Source organism: Algoriphagus machipongonensis, from assembly GCF_000166275.1.
GTDB lineage: Bacteria > Bacteroidota > Bacteroidia > Cytophagales > Cyclobacteriaceae > Algoriphagus > Algoriphagus machipongonensis.
Genome location: NZ_CM001023.1, coordinates 2,041,472 through 2,060,052, shown reverse-complemented (window position 1 = coordinate 2,060,052; position 18,581 = coordinate 2,041,472). Strand labels below are relative to the sequence as shown.

The 18,581-nt window shown below is 37.5% G+C and carries 13 protein-coding genes; 4 read left to right on the top strand and 9 right to left on the bottom strand.

Translation table 11 applies throughout. The annotated features are described in order from the left end of the window. Positions 1–20 precede the first annotated feature (20 nt). The 6 genes from ALPR1_RS08710 to ALPR1_RS08685 all read right to left on the bottom strand — a co-directional run bounded on the left by ALPR1_RS08710 (position 21) and on the right by ALPR1_RS08685 (position 8,309). Positions 21–1,340: a UDP-glucose dehydrogenase family protein gene (locus ALPR1_RS08710; RefSeq protein WP_008200016.1), complete on the bottom strand. Its 1,320-nt coding sequence runs from the start codon at positions 1,338–1,340 to the stop codon at positions 21–23. Positions 1,341–1,359: 19 nt separating this feature from the next. After that, positions 1,360–4,017: an SLBB domain-containing protein gene (locus ALPR1_RS08705; protein ID WP_008200014.1), complete on the bottom strand. Its 2,658-nt coding sequence runs from the start codon at positions 4,015–4,017 to the stop codon at positions 1,360–1,362. 103 nt (positions 4,018–4,120) lie between these two features. After that, positions 4,121–4,639: a helix-turn-helix domain-containing protein gene (locus ALPR1_RS08700; protein WP_008200012.1), complete on the bottom strand. Its 519-nt coding sequence runs from the start codon at positions 4,637–4,639 to the stop codon at positions 4,121–4,123. 113 nt (positions 4,640–4,752) lie between these two features. Next, entirely contained in the window at positions 4,753–5,124 is a 372-nt protein-coding gene (locus ALPR1_RS08695) for a hypothetical protein (RefSeq protein WP_008200010.1), read from the bottom strand. 4 nt (positions 5,125–5,128) lie between these two features. Continuing rightward, positions 5,129–7,543: a penicillin acylase family protein gene (locus ALPR1_RS08690; protein ID WP_008200009.1), complete on the bottom strand. Its 2,415-nt coding sequence runs from the start codon at positions 7,541–7,543 to the stop codon at positions 5,129–5,131. Positions 7,544–7,736: 193 nt separating this feature from the next. Then, a complete protein-coding gene (locus ALPR1_RS08685) occupies positions 7,737–8,309 on the bottom strand; it encodes a DUF2911 domain-containing protein (protein WP_008200008.1) in 573 nt (190 codons plus the stop codon). Positions 8,310–8,661: 352 nt separating this feature from the next. Here ALPR1_RS08685 and ALPR1_RS08680 point away from each other — a divergent pair, with 352 nt between their 5' ends. Together ALPR1_RS08680 and ALPR1_RS08675 are read left to right on the top strand one after the other, a co-directional pair. After that, entirely contained in the window at positions 8,662–9,588 is a 927-nt protein-coding gene (locus ALPR1_RS08680; protein WP_316929472.1) for an endonuclease/exonuclease/phosphatase family protein, read from the top strand. 133 nt (positions 9,589–9,721) lie between these two features. Then, positions 9,722–10,516, top strand: a complete 795-nt coding sequence (locus ALPR1_RS08675; RefSeq protein WP_008200006.1) for a thymidylate synthase — start codon at positions 9,722–9,724, stop codon at positions 10,514–10,516. 142 nt (positions 10,517–10,658) lie between these two features. On the opposite strand, the gene ALPR1_RS08670 is transcribed toward ALPR1_RS08675, so the two are convergent. The 3 genes from ALPR1_RS08670 to ALPR1_RS20275 all read right to left on the bottom strand — a co-directional run bounded on the left by ALPR1_RS08670 (position 10,659) and on the right by ALPR1_RS20275 (position 16,024). Next, a complete protein-coding gene (locus tag ALPR1_RS08670; protein ID WP_008200005.1) occupies positions 10,659–13,472 on the bottom strand; it encodes an alpha/beta hydrolase family protein in 2,814 nt (937 codons plus the stop codon). Positions 13,473–13,484: 12 nt separating this feature from the next. Next, on the bottom strand, positions 13,485–15,398 hold the full coding sequence (locus tag ALPR1_RS08665; protein ID WP_008200003.1) for a M14 family metallopeptidase: 1,914 nt from the start codon (positions 15,396–15,398) through the stop codon (positions 13,485–13,487). 89 nt (positions 15,399–15,487) lie between these two features. Continuing rightward, a complete protein-coding gene (locus ALPR1_RS20275) occupies positions 15,488–16,024 on the bottom strand; it encodes a hypothetical protein (protein ID WP_153231783.1) in 537 nt (178 codons plus the stop codon). Positions 16,025–16,399: 375 nt separating this feature from the next. Here ALPR1_RS20275 and ALPR1_RS08655 point away from each other — a divergent pair, with 375 nt between their 5' ends. Together ALPR1_RS08655 and sufB are read left to right on the top strand one after the other, a co-directional pair. Beyond that, positions 16,400–16,873, top strand: a complete 474-nt coding sequence (locus tag ALPR1_RS08655) for an Lrp/AsnC ligand binding domain-containing protein (RefSeq protein WP_008200000.1) — start codon at positions 16,400–16,402, stop codon at positions 16,871–16,873. 240 nt (positions 16,874–17,113) lie between these two features. Then, the gene (gene sufB, locus ALPR1_RS08650) at positions 17,114–18,559 is read left to right on the top strand and encodes a Fe-S cluster assembly protein SufB (RefSeq protein WP_008199998.1); all 1,446 of its coding nucleotides are present in this window, start codon (positions 17,114–17,116) and stop codon (positions 18,557–18,559) included. The last annotated feature ends 22 nt before the right edge of the window (positions 18,560–18,581 follow it).

The following is an 18,581-nucleotide window of genomic DNA, read 5'->3' as shown; positions in this document are numbered from 1 at the left end:
TACTCAAGGGCATAATTAAATTACTTAGTTCCAATATTGTAAACCTCAAAACCTAAGGTTTTCAAATATTTTTTATCATAAATATTTCTTCCGTCAAAGATTAATTTATTCTTCAACAGCTTTCCGACAACTTCCCAGCTAGGAATCCTAAACTCCGACCACTCTGTCACCAAAAGAAGGGCATCTGCATCAACTAAAGCATCATATGCGTCATTGCAATACGTTACCTTATCAAAAAGATAATGCTCTTTTGCTTCTTCCATTGCTACAGGATCATAAGCTTTTACAGTGGCACCAGCAGCCCTTAATTCATCGATAATCACACCCGCAGGTGCTTCTCTCATGTCATCTGTATTTGGTTTGAAGCTAAGTCCCCACATTGCAAATGTCATACCCGATAAATCCTCACCGAAATGTGCTTTAACCTTATTTGCCAACACATGTTTTTGATCATCATTAACATCTTCCACAGCTTGAAGAACTCTTAAGTCATATCCATATTGCTTGGCAGTTTTGATGATTGCTTTCACATCTTTAGGAAAACAAGAACCTCCATAGCCTACCCCAGGATAGATGAACTTATTCCCAATTCTAGGATCTGATCCAATTCCCTTCCTAACCATATTGGCGTCTGCCCCTACTTTTTCACATAGGTTTGCGATGTCATTCATGAAAGAAATTTTAGTTGCCAACATAGAATTTGCGGCATATTTCGTCATTTCAGCAGAAGGAATATCCATGTAGATAATTCGCTCTCCACTTAATTGAAATGGCTTATATAATCGCTTCATGATTTCTTCAGCTCTTTCATCATCAACACCGATTACAATTCTATCAGGCTTTAAGAAATCCTCTACCGCAGCTCCTTCTTTCAAGAATTCCGGATTAGAAGCTACAGCAAAAGGAAGGTCTGAACCTCTTTTATCTAAGGCATTTTTAATTGCACCTCTAACTTTCTCACCAGTGGTAACCGGGACAGTACTCTTTGTCGCCACTACGATGTAATCCGTCATCTTTTGACCAATTTCATCGGCTACAGCCAGTACATACTTAAGGTCTGCAGAGCCGTCTTCACCAGGAGGTGTACCTACTGCAATAAAAGCTACTGAGGCCCCTTGGATTGCCTCACCTAAGTCAGTGCTAAAATTTAATCTTCCGCTCTTATAGTTTCGAACCACAATTTCTTCCAAACCTGGTTCGTATATCGGCATAATGCCATTTTTAAGCTTTTCGATTTTTTTCTGATCGATATCGACACATGTCACTTCGATCCCTACATCAGCAAAACATGCTCCAGATACCAAGCCAACATAACCCGTACCTACTACTGCGATTTTCATAAAATTTTGTTGTTAGTAATTATTGTAATAATCGATCCACAAGGATCCCAAGTGTGGCTAAACTAGAGGCTAACCCTATCCAGCCTGCTGCATTAAGTCTATTTCTTCTGGGTTTTTTGGGTACTACAATTTCAGCTCCTGGCTCCAACTCTGGATAGAAATGAAAACCTAGGAAATTGTGAGTTCTCTTGGCATCACCATTGGCATAAACCACATAGGTTTTAGATTTTCTTGCCTCTTCAGAGAAGCCACCCGCTTTTGAAATGTAGTTTTTTAGACTGTTTTTCTTATCGTATCTACTGGTGGTAGGTAAAAGCACCTCACCAACCATTCTTACAGTCTGTAATTCTTTAGGAATCTGAATAATGTCTCCTTCCATCAAAAACAAATCTTCTTTAGAGCCAGGATTTGCCATTATTTTTTCTAAGTCTATACCCACCAGATCCTGTTCAGAAATCCTAACTTCATTCAAAGTCGAGTCTTGAAATAAAGTATCACGTGGACTGGAAGATTCGAAAAGTAAATTGCGTTCTTTTTCCTGTTCTTTTAACATTCTTTCCTGTTCCGCTTTTGAAAGCTTTGTCGAAACTCTTTCATATAAAAGACCCTCTGCTTCATTGATGCTTCTATTTTTTTCAGGATTAAGATTTTCCTGAACTTCTTTTAAAGTTTCCTCTTTCAATTCCTTTTCTGTAGGCCCCTTAAAATATACTGTTCTCCGGATCAAAGTCGCTCCCTTAGGATAGGCAAAATTTGTAAGTCCCCCAGCTCTTTTTATCACATCTGAAATTCTCTCATTTGCCGTTGATATGGCAAACTCACCTGGATAAACAACTTCACCCTGAAGGGATACTATTTGTTCTCTTTCAAATCCTGGGCTCCTTCTAATGAAAACATGATCAAAAGGTTCTAAAGGTAAATTTTTCTCTTCTGCCGTCAATTGAAGGTTTGGGTCAATGGAAATGGTTTTGATTTCAGCCATTTTTCCTGGAGCTGCATTCCTAACTCTTCTGGCTATTTCAATAGAAGAATTTGTAGCAGATTCTAACAAACCTCCAGATCTCAAAATGAGATCTCCCACAGTCATTTGAGATGCAAAGGGGTAAGATCCTGGAGAATTTATTTCACCTGAGATTTTAACATAGTATTCTTCTTGAATATCATATCTGCTAGGAATGAATAATAAATCCTCATTTTTCAGAACAATATCATCAGCTGTACCTTCTAAGATTCCTTTTAGATCTAAAGTTTCTGCACCCAAGGTTAAATCTGTACTGGTTCTATATAGTGTAGCTCTATTCGTAAAAGCTTCAGGCTTGACTCCTTGAGCTTTTTCCAATAGACCTTTTACCGTGAGCTTACCGTCGTCAAATGAATACTCTCCAGGACGATTTACCGCACCAGTAATCTGAACCCTGTTGCTAAATCGATCTAAGGCTTCTCCAATTAATATTTCATCTCCATCTTCAAGGGAAAAGCTATCAAACTGATCTGAAGAAACATCAAGTATTTTGCGTTGATTTTCATCAATCCTTCTAATGGTCACACGATCCGTATAGGCAAGACTGGCAAACCCCCCAGTATAGATATATAAATCATCTAAATGCTCACCCGGCTTAACTTCAAATAAGCCTTCTCTCCTTACAGGACCAATCACTTCTACTCTTGCTTGCACAGGAGGTACGATGATTACATCATTATCCTGCAATGTGATATTTGATCCTTGCTCCCCTTTAGATAAGAACTCATAAATATCTACTGTGGCTACCAATCTATTATCTCTATAAACTTGGATATTCCGGAATGCGCCATTTTCATTTGGACCTCCAGCTGCATATAAGCCATTGAATACTGTCGCAAATGATGGTACCGTATAGGTTCCGGGTTTTGTTAACTCTCCAACCATCGTCACCTTAATTGACCTGATATTTCCTAGACGAACTTGAAGAAATGTGTTTGGGTTAGATCCATTTAAACCCGAATAAATTCTTCCTAAAGAACTTTTTATCCTTGCAGTAGCTGCCTCAATTGTTGAACCTCCCACCTGAATTGGCCCAATATTGGGCAAAAACACTCTACCTTCAGGGGACACATTTAAATCAAATGACTGCTGGGAAGCACCGTAAACATCAATTAATAATTGGTCGTCTGCACCGATTACATAAGATTGTGGAGTAGGTAAATTTAGACTCGGACTAAAATCCAATTCTCTATTATGAAATAATTTATAGCCGAAAATCTTCTTTTGAGTAGGAGTGAGATCATAGTATGGATCTGATCTTCGAATAGAATCAAACATGTCTCTGCCATCCAGCCCATTTACCGATCTTCCTGACCCAACTGGAACTTCTCCATTTTGTGGAGTCACAGTCATTTGCAATTCATTGATTCGCTGCCTAAGCTTAGCAGCTTCGACTGCCGGCATGCCCCTTTCTCTTGCCAATGCCTCTAACTGATTAACAGTCAAACCATTTGCTTCAGCTCTTTTTAGCAATTGCTCTAGCTGAGCATCTGATAAATCGTCTACTCTAAGATTTTGAATATCAGATAAACTCTGAGCCTGCGCTATTAAGCTTATTAGAAAAAACAAAAAAACCAGCCCAGTCTTTCGAAAAACATCCCAATAAGAAACTGCTTTAATCAAGTCAGGATTATACGTGTTTTCAGTATTTACCATAAAGTAATTTGCAATATTTTTTTTTAATTCAAGACCTCTGTGCACAGCTTCGCCCTTTCAGTCACAATTTTGCGCTTATGAATTGAACATTATTTATAGGAAATTATATTCCCGTTTCTTTATCAAACAACACCAAACCTGGAGAAGTCACTCTCTCTCCAAGCAAGGTGAATACCACTTTTCTTTCAATCAAGTCTTCTACCCTTGTCGTCAGGTGATTGATGTATTCACTATTCAAACTATCACCTGATACGATCACATCAATTTTCCCAGAGTCAATACCTTTTGCCATATCACCTACCAAGATCACTTGATTCACTTCTCCCATTCTATCCAATATCTGCTCCAGCAATTTGTCCAAGCCCAAATACTTACGAATGATTTCTTGGATATTAGAAAAGAATGGGTGCTTAATATTTGCTTGGTATTCAATTTTATTCTTATCAGAATGCCTTTCCAGTATTCCCGCTTGAGTTAGGTTATTTAATTCTTTTCGAATGGCATTGGTTGACTCACCAAATTCATCTGCCAATCCTCTCAAATGACTGTGCGTATTGGAGTTGACAAAAAACTTAACCAAAAGTCTTAATCGTGTTTTTGAAGTAATTAAGGATTCAAGCATAAAAAATCCACTTTTAATAGTGAGTAACAAAGGTACTCATTAGCCTTAACTGAAAAAACAATTTGTGAAATTTGAGTGAATAATTATGCTCTATAACCAACTTTTTGGGTGATTTAACCTTTGTAAATATTATTTGGTTTCCTTTTGAATAAATTCCTTAATAAACAGCCAGAAAGCGCACTAAATCCACCTAATAAAAACCCAATAAATCCGGTGATTGCGGAAAGTGTAACTCCTGAACCTAAGTCCATAATCTCAGCCATTTGATCCGGTAAAGGGCTATTAGTGGTCATACTTAGAAAAACTGTTTGACCTAACCAAGCCAAACCCATTCCCAAAGCACCAGCAAAGAAGGCACCTATTGGCTTCCCCCAAATAAGAAATGCTCCTATCCCAATAAGGATCATGACTATCCAGTAGGGAAATATGGGATTTAGAAAAACCACTATCAACACGCTCAATAAAGTCAATGCTATAAATTTCATAAGCTTATTTTAAAGTAGTTTGGTAAAGTAGATTCGTTGTATCCTTTTGAGATCTTAGGTTGAAATCCAAATAGTTTCCTTCAGCCCAAACTGGAATAAAGTTCTTGTAATATTTACTACCCGGGTTGCCTGACTGACCTCCAGGGTAAATCCCAAAAGCAGTTGGCTTATCTCCCAGTTCTACCACCATTCGCCAACTTGCACCATGCCTCTCACTTGTGGCATTTACAATGCCCGCTCCTCCCCCGGTATATACATTAGTTTCAGAAAATGACTTAAACTGAGGAACCAGATGTTGGATGGAAGTTTGTTTGAAATTTGCCCAAGCGTAATCTCCCTCATTTTGTTCCCAGTCGCTAATTTCTTTCACCATCATTTCAAAGGACTTAAGAACATGCGATTTGGCATTTTCGATTTCTTGCGTTTTTTCTAAATCGAAAATAGAGTCATTTGGCTCATTTTTTAATAGTTGGATGGTTTGATAACTATTTGGCTTTACTACCGAAACGCCAAAATCATCCCATGCTTGCCAAATTTGATTATAGAGTTTCCCCCACCAAACATAATAAAGCGTAGGTGCCTTTTGATTAGGGTCGGCATAGTAATCCCATTCTTTCAATTGCTTTATATACTTTTCTGTATTTCCTTCTTTAGAATAATCACCCCCTAGCAAATTCAGCATGGTTGGCAAGGCTTCGGAAGCTTGAAAATAAAAATCATCGAATTGAAGCTTTTTCATATCCTCCACAGTGATATCTTCCATCTCCCTCAGTTTTCCGTTAATCCTTCTATTTCTATAATGCTCATAGCTATTATCAAATACGTAATAAGGATAGCTGGACGCAACAGGGTGTTGATTAGCAGAGGCAACAAAACCTCTATTCGGATTTAAAGTGCTTGGGTTTTGCTCATTTGGAATAAACTTTTGCCACTCCATTCTTGGATCAGCACCATCCATAAAAAATTTCCCTTGTTCAGGCCATTTCAGGGCGAATTTTCCTTGAATCCTCATAGCTATATCCCCATTTTTTGAAGCAAAAACAAAATTCTGAGCTGGAGCCGTAAAATTGTCAAGAGCAACATTATAGTCCTCATGATTTGTGGCCTTATTCAGCAACAAAAATGTCTTTTGTTCATTTGACCCCATATGAACCGTCCATTTTAGCGCAAAATTCACATCCTGTCTCTCTGATCTAAAGCTTTTGTCATAAACAACGGGACCATAATGAGTATAAACGACCGTGTCCAAAAATGCATCTTGGTCCTTTACCTTTATTTCTTCAATGCGGAAATTAGTTGGCCTCCACTGGTCTCCATATTTGTATGCTTTTCTTTGCTCATCTTGAAAAGTGATTTTATACCAATCTCTAGCATCTTTGGTAGCATTGGTAACACCCCAGGCAATATTTTCATTGAATCCAGATATCACCCCTAAAGCCCCTGGAAGAGAGGCTCCTTTTACAGAGTAATCTGGAGTTGTTAATTGAATTGCATACCAAAGAGATGGCAGATTCAGACTTAAATGAGGGTCATTTGCTAAAATGGGATGACCATTTTTGGTTTTGGAAGGTGCTACAGCCCAGTTATTAGATCCAGTGCCTGGCAAGGGTTGCTCCAAGGGCTTCATGGATAATAGATCATCGGGGTACTCAAGACTGTCTGGCTTTTGGATTTCCAAAGGTTCAAACTCCCAAACTTTATCAGACTCAATTACAGGATCAGCATCTTTAGGATAATCAGGGTAAAGTTTGTTCAGCATTTGTTCTCCAAGGATTTTACGGAGATTTGAATACTCCAAATCCCTATCTCCAACTAACATATCTGACATGTATTTCAGCAAAAGTAGAGACTTGTAAGGAGTCCATTCTTCAGGTCTATAATTCAATATTTTATACTCTACTGGCAATTGTCCTGGACCAATAGAATTAATGTATTGGTTTACACCTGAAGCATAAGCTTCCAAATACCTTAATGTTTCAGGATCACTTTCTTTTAAAAAATCCATTCCAAGCTCGGCTCCGTATCCAAGCCCTTTTCGACGAGTCATACGGTCCAGCTCTAAAGCTACATCCCCTACAATTTCAGACAACCTTCCCGCTGCAGCTCTTGTTTGAAACTCCATTTGCCAAAGGCGATGTTTAGCTGTAACATATCCTTGAGCTTTGTAGAGGTCTTCCTCATTTTGTGCGAAAATATGAGGTATGAGGTTTTTATCGTAAACAATTTGCACTGGAGAATTCAATCCTTCCAATAGAACTTCTGTTTCAGCCAGATCATCCTCACTAATCATATTTTGCCAAAAACCATGGTTCGGGTCAATTAATGTGGCAATCGGAGGTACTGGACCTATTGGCTTAGAAACATAAATTGCGAGTGTAATCGTGATTCCTAAAGCCAATAAAAAGGAAATATATTTCATAGGAGACAGTTCTTTTACAATAGAATTCCGCGGGATTCGAACTTCTTACTAACCAATAATATGATGGCCGAATTAGACAATAAAGCGAAGTTAATTGTTTAATCAGAGAAATTTTTATCACAGAATAAAGTTTTGATAAAAGGCAAAAAAAAGCCCTCAATCCAAATGGTTGAGGGCAGCTATACTAATTAGCTCAATTTATCGATATGGGCAGTTTTAACTTCTCCCAACGGATGACAATCCCAGGGCTTTCAATATCAATAGCAAGTCTTTCTTGAGAATTCTCTTCCCAAACAGGACTCACATCGACTCTCAACACATCATTTTCTTCATCGTATTGAAAATGTCCATGTTCTAAATCCCACTCTGAATTAAATATCACGGTCCAATCTGTAGATTCTTTCGGAATTGTGAATAGTGAATATTTTCCTGCGGGGAGGATTTCTCCCTCTACACTAAAATCTTCTGCTAACTCTACATAAGTTGCTTCATTAGCCCCAGTTCTCCAAACCACATTATAAGGGACTAAATCTCCCCATATTGCCCTATCCTTTACCGCAGGTGAGCTGTAATGTATCTTAAAAGATTTCCCGCCTATTTGTCCATCTTTTACTTCAAGTGGACTTGGCCTGTTATCTACTTCTCCAGTTTCCATCGCTAGCTCTTCAGAAGATGATGATTCCAAGCTTTCTGAAGACTTAGGGTCACAGGAAAAAAAGAAAGTGGCGATAAAAACCGAATACCAAACAATATTTTGTGTTTTCATGATATTGAAATTTCACATTTAAATAAGTAATTAACTCCCTTACAACAAAATTCCGGCCTTCTTTTGATAAAGAATTCCTTCAACTAACAAATATCAGGAATTGATACAATACCTAAATCCTAATAGTATAGACGAATTAGGCTAGAAATTTGTTAAGGTTAAATAAAAATCCACCAAAAAGTTCGTAAAACAATTTGTGCTCATTTACTTTGAAGCCCATTAAGACTTACCAATGAAATACCTCACGGGAATAGTATTTTTTTGCTCGCTCATTTTATTTTCTAGTGTTTTCGTCTCCCCGGAATACTTTCCATATGTTGGGTTACTGCCGTTCTTTATCCCTATTATATGGTTGATCAATTTATTCCTATTAATCATACTCACGCTTTCTTGGAAAAGAATAGCATTCCTTCCTTTATTGGCATTGATCATTGGGTATAAATTTGCATTAATCACTTTCCAATGGCATGATAAAAATGAAAATGCGAAAGGGTTAAAAGTGCTCACTTATAATGCACATAATTTCTTTTATAAAAGTAACAATGAAGGAAAATTTGATCCCAATGTGTATACCTGGCTTCAAGATCATCCAGCGGACATTAAAGTATTTCAGGAGTTTTATCAAGATTTCACTACCACTTCAAGAAACTCTATCAAACTTTTAGGCGAGGATATGGGCTTCGAAAGTTCCTATCAAGTGATTGAGGGAAACCCTCAAAAGAGGTCTTTAGGACTAGCTATTTTTAGCAAATACTCGATCATACAAGAAGGAAAAGTATTTGACAAAAACGGAACAAATGGAGCCATTTTCGCTGACATATTGGTAAATCAAGATACCATCAGAATATATAATGCTCACTTGGAATCCATGCGGATTGATTCTGAAGGTTTAGAGAATATTGAAGGAGTAAAGGAGAATTACCGCCAAACTTTGGGGAAGCTACATCGCGGAAGCTTAGAAAGAAGTAAGCAATTAAGTTTACTAGTAGAACACATTCAAAATAGTCCCCACCCCATCATTTTAATGGGAGATTTAAATGAAGTCCCTTACTCATACACTTATTTCAAGCTAAGCGAAAACCTTGAAAATGCTTTTGAACTCATGGGAAGAGGTTTTGGGTTTACTTATAATCGAATATTAATTTTCTTAAGAATTGACCATATTTTTGCTAGCCCTCAGCTTAAACCTATCCAATTTAAAACACATAGGGAAGTTGATTACTCAGATCATTATCCAGTTTCAGCAACCTTTACCTGGGAAGGGCTCAACATTGAGTAGTACAATTCGAACTATTTTAAGATTTGCGAACGTAAATCTCTGATTTTCCAAGAGAATAATTTTGTAAGATATGGGGTTCCATTTCTTATACTATCTGAGTAACTTGCCGTCCAAGTAGAACACCATAATAGCCATGAAGCAATACCACGATTTGATGCAAAAAATCCTAGATGAAGGGGTTACAAAAGGAGATAGAACAGGTACAGGTACTAAAAGCATTTTTGGCCACCAAATGCGATTTGATTTATCAAAAGGGTTCCCTGTAGTAACTACCAAAAAACTTCATTTAAGATCTATCATTATCGAATTACTATGGTTTTTAAAAGGTGATTCAAACATCAACTACCTGAAAGAAAACAAAGTCTCTATTTGGGATGAATGGGCTGATGAAAATGGTGATTTAGGTCCAGTTTATGGATATCAATGGAGACATTGGCCAGATGGAAAAGGCGGTGAGATAGATCAAATCAAAAACCTGATCCATCAAATTAAGACCAAACCGGATAGCAGAAGGCATATTGTAAGTGCATGGAATGTTGCTGATGTGGACCAAATGGCATTACCTCCTTGTCATACTATTTTCCAGTTTTATGTGGCGGAAGGCAAGCTTTCTTGTCAGTTATACCAGCGTAGTGCAGATGTATTCTTAGGAGTACCTTTTAATATAGCCTCTTATGCGCTTTTCACCATGATGATCGCGCAGGTTTGTGATCTAGAAGTAGGTGATTTTGTACATACTTTTGGAGATGCTCATTTGTATTCCAACCACCTAGAACAAGCTAAACTACAGCTAAGCAGAGAAATTAGAGATTTGCCAACGATGAAAATCAATCCTGAAGTCAAAGATATTTTTGATTTTAAATATGAGGATTTTGAATTGATCAATTATGATCCACACCCGCATATCAAGGCTGCGGTAGCAGTGTAATTTGATTCCACTTCAAAAAACATAGCAAGTTCTTTATTGCAATTCCTAATTTTCAATAAAGCATTAGGCAAATTAGATTAGGACAAAAAAAATCCGATAACCTTCCTTTAGGCAATCGGATTTAATTTTTTTATAGTGTTTGTTAATTACTCAATTCATATTTTAAAGTCTTCCCCTTTTCAACTGCTGGCAATCCTTCTGTCATCCACAAAGGTGCAGGTGCTCCTTTTAAATAATGATCAAAGAATTGACTTAATCGCATAGAAAGATCTTTACGGTTTCTTCTTTGTCTTAGATTATGGTCTTCCCCATTGTATTGTAGTAACCAGGCTGGTTTATCCAACCTTTTCAATGCCATAAACATTTCTATACCCTGATACCAAGGAACAGCACCATCTTCATCATTATGCATTATTAACACAGGAGTATTCACTCTATCCATGAAGAACAAAGGTGAGTTTTCTATATAATAAAGTGGCTTTTGCCATAAGGTTCCGCCAATCCTTGACTGAGTTTGTTCATACTGAAACATACGGCTCATACCCGTTCCCCAGCGAATTCCACCATAAGCAGAAGTCATGTTGACAACAGGAGCCCCTGCGCCCGCAGCTTTAAACATATTCGTTTGAGTAATCAAATAAGCTACTTGATAGCCACCCCAACTTTGGCCTTGAATCGCCATATTATCTTCATCAACAAAGCCCTTTGATACAACCGCTTGTACTCCAGGAATAATGCAGTTGAATGCACTAGGCCCCGGAAGACCTAATTCATATTTAATATCTGGAACAAAAACGAGGTATTCATTACTTACAAAATAAGGAATATTGATGGTTGAGGCACTTGGAGCTGGCGTTCTGTAAGAATAAAGCCCATCACTGCTTCTTTCATAGAAATAAACCATCATCGGATACTTCTTATTTGGATCAAAATTCTCCGGTTTGAAAAGAATTCCTTGAAGTGGATCTCCATCAGTGGTGTTATACGATACCAATTCAGCTGTACCCCAATTGATAGAAGATTGCTGTGGATTGAGATTTGATACTTTTTCAAGACTCTTAAACTCTAAACCTGTCAAATATAGGTCTGGGTTTTCCACATAAGTCATTCTCCTTATCGTCGCATGATCTGAATTTTTCGCTTTGTTTAGGCTATAGTACCTGTTTGGCGTCATGATCAATTTCTCAGGTGAAGAGCTAGACTTAACAAAGGTGGAATAAAAACCAGATTCTTTATTCATCTCATTAAAAGCACTTAGGATAACTGGGGAATCAGGATCAATACTTAAAATATCTCTATCCAGATTCTCAACTCTAAAGACTGTGTTGGAAGATCTTCCTGTTCCACCTGTTATGCTTACTGCTCCCGAAGGATTTTTAGGATCAATTTTCCAAATGTCAAACCTATCGTAAATCAAGATTGCTTCATCTTCATCTAACCAACCACCATTTCCATAACCACCTGGAAGTGAAGGAGAATCATGAAGTTCATCAAAGAAATCTATTTCAAGGTCCTTGGTCAATTCAATTCTTTTCTCAGCACTGATATCATAAGCAACCCATGCACTGTCTCTGCTAGCATACCAATAAACGTATTTTCCGGCAGGAGAAATACTGGGGTATCCAGAGGCTTCTTTCTCTATTAATTTCCTAGACCCATCATTGAAATCGACGAGGTAAATATCTCTCCCTATTTGAATGTCCCAGCTGTAGTTTCTTTTATAAGGAGCATTACTTGTCCCTAATCCAAATTCCTTGGTGACTTTGTTTTCAAGCCTTACATCCTCCAAATCCTGAGTTTCTAATTGAGCAACTTTACCTGAGGCTAAATCAATTGTAGCAAGGTAAGATCTACTTTCCTCCCTTGACTTTTGTTTTAGCTGCATGGGCTGAATATCATCATCTTGCCAACCCCAAATATCTAAGCTTGGTCTCTCATCATCAAGTATTGTGGTATCCTTTTCATAAGGATAATCAACATACTCAGGTGCAGTTCCAAAAAACAAACGATTTTCATTTTCAGAAAATTTCAAACTCCCATTTTCACTGATTCGACCTTCTGCCAAAATACCTTCCGTACTTTCATCCGCCAGTTGCTTGAGACTTCCCGACTGCACATCATACAATTGTAATTGGTAATATGGTTTTTCTGCTTTTGCGGAATCATCACTTGTCAAAAAAGCCAAATATTTAGACTGTGGCGAAAATCGATTGGACTTGTAAGATGTCATTCCTTCATGAATAAGCTTATCCTCGCCACTTTCTAAATCCAAAATATGGATAGAAGCATTATCTAAAGTATCTTCTTCCGCAAGAACAAATTGCAAGAAGTCGCCATTTGGAGCAAAACCAAAGGATTTCACTCTCTCAAACTCATACGATTTCGAACCATCAAGTGAACGAACCAAAAGTTTGGTTCCATCAGTTTTCTTAGGCTTTTCTGCTTTAGCAGTTGAATCTGCCTCTTCTTTCTTCTTTGGCTTTTCTTTTTCAAAATGGATGGCTATCCAGCTCCCTTTTTCAGAAGGGGTGTCAAAAGATTTTACTTTTGGAAACTTCTCAAGTTCACCACTACTCATCTCGTAAATAAAAAGGCTATCTGAAGGCATTTCATCCTTTTTGGCCTTTTTCAATTTCAACATACGTACTGTATCTTCCTCTGGCAGGATTTTCCCAACTGCAAATGCATCATCTGGTGTAAATTGAACGCTAGATGCTCTTGGGACAATGAATTTATTATTGGGAGAATCATAAGGCAATATTTCAACTCTTCCATCTCCTTCCTGAGGTGCTATCTGATAAAGTACCCATTGACCATTTTTGGTTATTCTTTCAGATCGAAGACTCTCCCATCCATCGTAATCAGAATGATTTAAGGATCGTTTTTGCTGAGCTTCGACATGAGTTAATAACAAAGCGAAAGCGACAAAATATGCCAGTCCTAATTTTCTTAACATTTTATCTATGAATTATTTTAACGTAAACTCTTTTTCGAAATATCCACCTCTTGTGGAGGAAAGTCTGATTTTACCACTGACTTCTTCATCAACATTTACTTTTATCTTAAATGTGGCAGTTTTTTTCTCTCCTACTCCCGTGTATCCAGCATAAATGGTCTTATCATATAATTCTGGACTCAAAATCTGCACCTTTGCTTCCTCATAACCTTCGGTTAATTCTTTATCAAAGCTCAATGAAACACGGTCTTCACGAACAATTTTCACCAGTTTGGCTTGTTCTAAAGCCACAGGAAGAGAACCCGTATTTTCCCATTCTAATTGAACTTCAAACTCACCATTTCCAAGCTTGTTTATTTTTAAATCAGAAATTGTCAGTTGGGGTAGCTTCATTGCCATAGCCAAATTGAACTGAGCTTGTTTTTTTGCCCAGTTTTCAAGTTGCCAAGTAGGTCCGTTTTGTCCGAAAAATTTAGGGTGAAAACCGCCTATCTCCACTTCTCCCAAACCTGGATGCGTGAAAGCTGTCCAAGATTTGAAACCTTTCCCCTCATTTGCTTCTTCATCCCACCTTAAAGCGTCGAAATCATCATATATCCCATCTTCATTGTAGTCTTTCATGGCCCCATTGTTCCAAAGCTCGTCACCATACCAAATACTACCATAATAGAAATACCCGAAATCAGGACCGTGGCCAAATAATGGTGAAGGCTTTAAAGGATCTCCCGTCATTCGATTGACTTTATACCTAGTTGCATAGGTTTCATAAACATCCCCTGCCCAAGGATAAGCAGTATAAGAAAGTCCAAGTTGATCCATTTCTTTATAGATCGCCAAATCCTCTGGATACATTCTTTCTTCTGCTTTGGATGTAGAAGGAGCTCTTAAATGCATCGGAACCCGAGTATCCATTGAGTTCACTACCGAAATATTCGGGTGAGTCAGCATCCACATTACCGTAGCACGAGATTCCAATTCACTCATAGGAAATTCACCTGCTCCATTTTGAGTATAGCCTCTGCCAGTTAAATCTTCACCTGTATCAGGCCTCCAGTTTTCTGGGTAATTTCTATGCAAATCCAAGCCACCTATTCCATCTTCATTGTAGGATCCGTCTCCATCATTATCGTATCCTTCGGTGTAGATCAGGTATTCACCTTTCCCAGGAAAAGTTCGCTTCATCAGTTTTTGACTTGGGTCATCTGGATCGACGATATAATTCGCTTTTTCCTTTTCTTCAGGAGTTACAGCTTTCTTCCGCATCTGGTAAATAATACCATCCCCGTCCAAATCCTCTTCTGGGTCCTCATCGATCAAGCCATCCCGATCATTGTCATGTGGGCGCACTGTACTTCGATTTCTTTGTTCGGTCCTCAGGTATAAATTTGACCCATCTGGATTATTTTGTGGCCTTAGGTAAATAGCTTTAGTATCTACCAATTCAGTGATTTCTGGATCTGATCCATAATTCTCCAAAATATGTTGTGTAAGCCAAAGAATCGATTCACTGGAAGTGATTTCCCCGGAATGTCTTCCCCCTTCAAAATAAGCTGCAGGTTTGTTTGTATCCTTTCCCGTTTCCTTATTAGTAATGGTCATTTGTAAAATAGGTCTACCTTCAAAGGATTTGCCTACTTCATATAGATCAACGATGTCCGGATATTTTTCAGCCCAAACACGGTACCAGTGGTACATTACTTCCACAGTATGATAGTGGTCAAAATTCAAAACATCCCCCGCTGAGTATTCTACTTCAGGGAAGTTATATTTCTTAAAAAATGAAGGTCCATGCCTCTCGCCTGAAACGGTGTAGAATTTTGATTTGGGGTTATCTTCTGGAAATACTTTCTCTGGTGCATAGCTTTTTTCCTGTGCAAATGCCAGATTAGCAGATACAGCTAAAATGAGAGTTAAAGTTTTTTTCATAAGGAGTGTGGTTCTTTTTCTAAAATTAATCAGACAGAGACCATACCTCCCAACCGCTTAAAAAAAAGCCGGCAACAGCCAGCTCAAATTTATTTTCTAATGGTTAATTCAAAAACTTCAGGGTTGTATTGTTCAAACCCAGGGACAGGTTTACATTTTGGGAGTTTTCGGAGTACATGATCTAGCCTTTCTTTTAAGCCTTTATCTACTTCTCCAATGATTTCAAACCCACTCAGTTTGCCTTTTTTATTGATTTCCAACAGTACTTTTACTTCATCGACCTCAGCTGATTTTTTTGTTCTAAATAAAAACGGAGAATAACTATCGATCATATCCAAAGTGTATTCTGGCCAAGTCCAATGAGAGTTTAAATTTCTAGCTACATTTTCTTCAATTATTGTCAATGGCTCAATTTTCAATTCTTTTGGAGTGGAACCATTGGTTTCTTCTGAAACCTCTTCCAGATTCCTTAAACTCATTTTATTATAATTGATGGTATTCGGCCCTAGCTCCGCTACATCACTATAATTTTGAGCATTGACAGTTGTTTTACTGATCGGCAGAATGCTAGCAGCTATAAAAACTCCTAAAAACGTAATTGCTCTAAAAATATTTTTTGTGTTCATATCAGACGTAATATTCAACAAAAATACATTAATAAAACTTTCAAATGCAAAAATTTGCATTTTAAATATTCAAAAAGGCAATAAAAAAGTCTCGCCAATAGCAAGACCCTTTTCAGAATATAAACCCAAATATAACTTTAGAGATTAAAAGTTTCGAATAATAACGTCTCAAAATTTGGTAAAACTAAGTATTACCACATTAATCTTGAGCGAATAGAGATAATCACCAAATTTTTCACTAGTGACCTATCTTGATTCCAAAGTAAATAGATTTTGAATTTAATTACAAATTGAAAAAAAAATTTTGCAATATTTTGAAGAATATCTAATTTACAAGCAAGTTCATTAACAATCAGCTAAATCCAATAACTCAAAATGGATAAAAATTTAGATATCGATAACATAGACCTAAAAATCATCTCTCTTCTAAATGAGGATGCAAAAACACCTTACACTGAGATAGCCAAAAAGGTTTTTGTTTCTTCAGGTACAGTTCATGTAAGAATGAAGAAACTTGAGGATATGGGCATCGTAAAAAGCGCCACATTAAATATTGACTTTTCAAAACTTGGTTATGATATCTCTGCCTTCTTGGGCATTTATCTGGAAAAGAGTTCTCTTTATGATAATGTCATAGAAAAACTCAAAACCATCTCTGAAGTTGTAAGCGCTTATTATACCACAGGTAATTATTCGATTTTCGCAAAAATCATTTGTCGGGACACTAATCATCTGAGGTTAGTATTAGATAATATTCAAAAAGTAGAAGGTATCGATAGAACAGAAACCCTAATCGTCCTAGAAGAAAGTATCAATAGACCAATCCAGTTCTTCGATAAAGAGAAATAACTCTATTTGGATTAAATCTAAATAAAAAATTTAAAGGATTTTAATCTTTTGAGAAAAATTCAAGTGCTGAGAAATCAGCACTTTTTTTCGTTTAAAACGCTCATAATCGCAATTCTGAGTCAGTTTTAATTGAGATTTTGTATCAATCATAGATTTTTCGAATGGTTGTGAACATATTTTTTTCATTATATGTTGTACCTTCGCAGTTAAAATGTAATTAGTCTAAATAACTTAGCTAATATGAGCAAAGACAATCAGATTTTAGAAGAGTTTACCTCCAAGGAGTACGAACACGGTTGGTCTGTTAATTATGAGGCAGATGAAGCGCCAGTAGGGCTTAATGAGGAAATCATTAAATGGATATCTACCAAAAAGGAAGAACCACAATGGTTACTCGAGTGGAGACTAAAAGCTTTCAAAACCTGGGAATCCATGGTGGAGCCAGCTTGGGCAAATGTCACTTATCCAAAAATTGACTTACAAAGCCTGCGCTACTACTCCGCTCCCAAACAAGATAAAAAGCCAAAGTCTCTTGATGAGGTAGACCCTGAATTACTTCAGATATACGAAAGACTTGGTATTAATCTAAACGAGCAGAAAAAACTCCAAGGTATTGCTGTAGACGCAGTTTTGGACTCTGTATCTGTTGGTACCACATTCAAGAAAACACTTTCAAAATTGGGGATCGTTTTCTGCTCCTTCAGTGAAGCAGTAAAAGAACACCCTGAATTGGTGAAAAAATATTTGGGTTCTGTCGTTCCGATGACAGATAACTATTACGCAGCATTAAACTCTGCTGTATTCTCCGACGGGTCTTTCTGTTATATACCAAAAGGTGTAAGATGCCCAATGGAGCTTTCCACTTATTTCCGTATCAATGCAGCCAATACAGGTCAGTTTGAAAGAACCTTGATCGTTGCGGAAGATGAATCTTACGTTTCTTACTTAGAAGGCTGTACTGCCCCACAGAGAGATGAAAATCAACTTCACGCTGCTGTAGTAGAAATCTATGCTGCCAAGAACGCAGAGGTGAAGTATTCTACGGTACAAAATTGGTTCCCAGGTGATAAAGATGGCAAAGGCGGTATCTACAACTTTGTAACAAAAAGAGGTATTTGCGCTGGCGATAATTCAAAAATTTCTTGGACTCAGGTAGAAACTGGATCAGCCGTGACATGGAAATATCCTTCTTGTATCTTAAAAGGTGACAACTCCATCGGTGAATTTTATTCTGTCGCGGTAACAAATAATTACCAGCAAGCGGATACAGGTACTAAAATGATTCACATAGGTAAAAACACCAAATCCAGAATCGTATCTAAAGGAATATCAGCAGGAAAATCCCAAAACTCATATAGAGGACAAGTCCAAGTGATGAAAAGAGCTTCTAATTCCAGAAACTTTTCACAGTGTGACTCCTTATTAATGGGTGATCAATGCGGAGCACATACTTTCCCATACATTGATATTCATAATTCCACGGCGAAAGTGGAGCATGAAGCGACCACATCCAAAATTGGTGAAGATCAGTTGTTTTACTGTAACCAGAGAGGGATTTCTACTGAGGACGCAGTTGCATTAATCGTTAATGGTTATGCAAAAGAAGTACTGAACCAATTACCAATGGAATTTGCTGTAGAAGCTCAAAAACTATTGGCATTGACACTTGAAGGGTCAGTGGGTTAAGCCAAAAATGATTAAAGAAAAA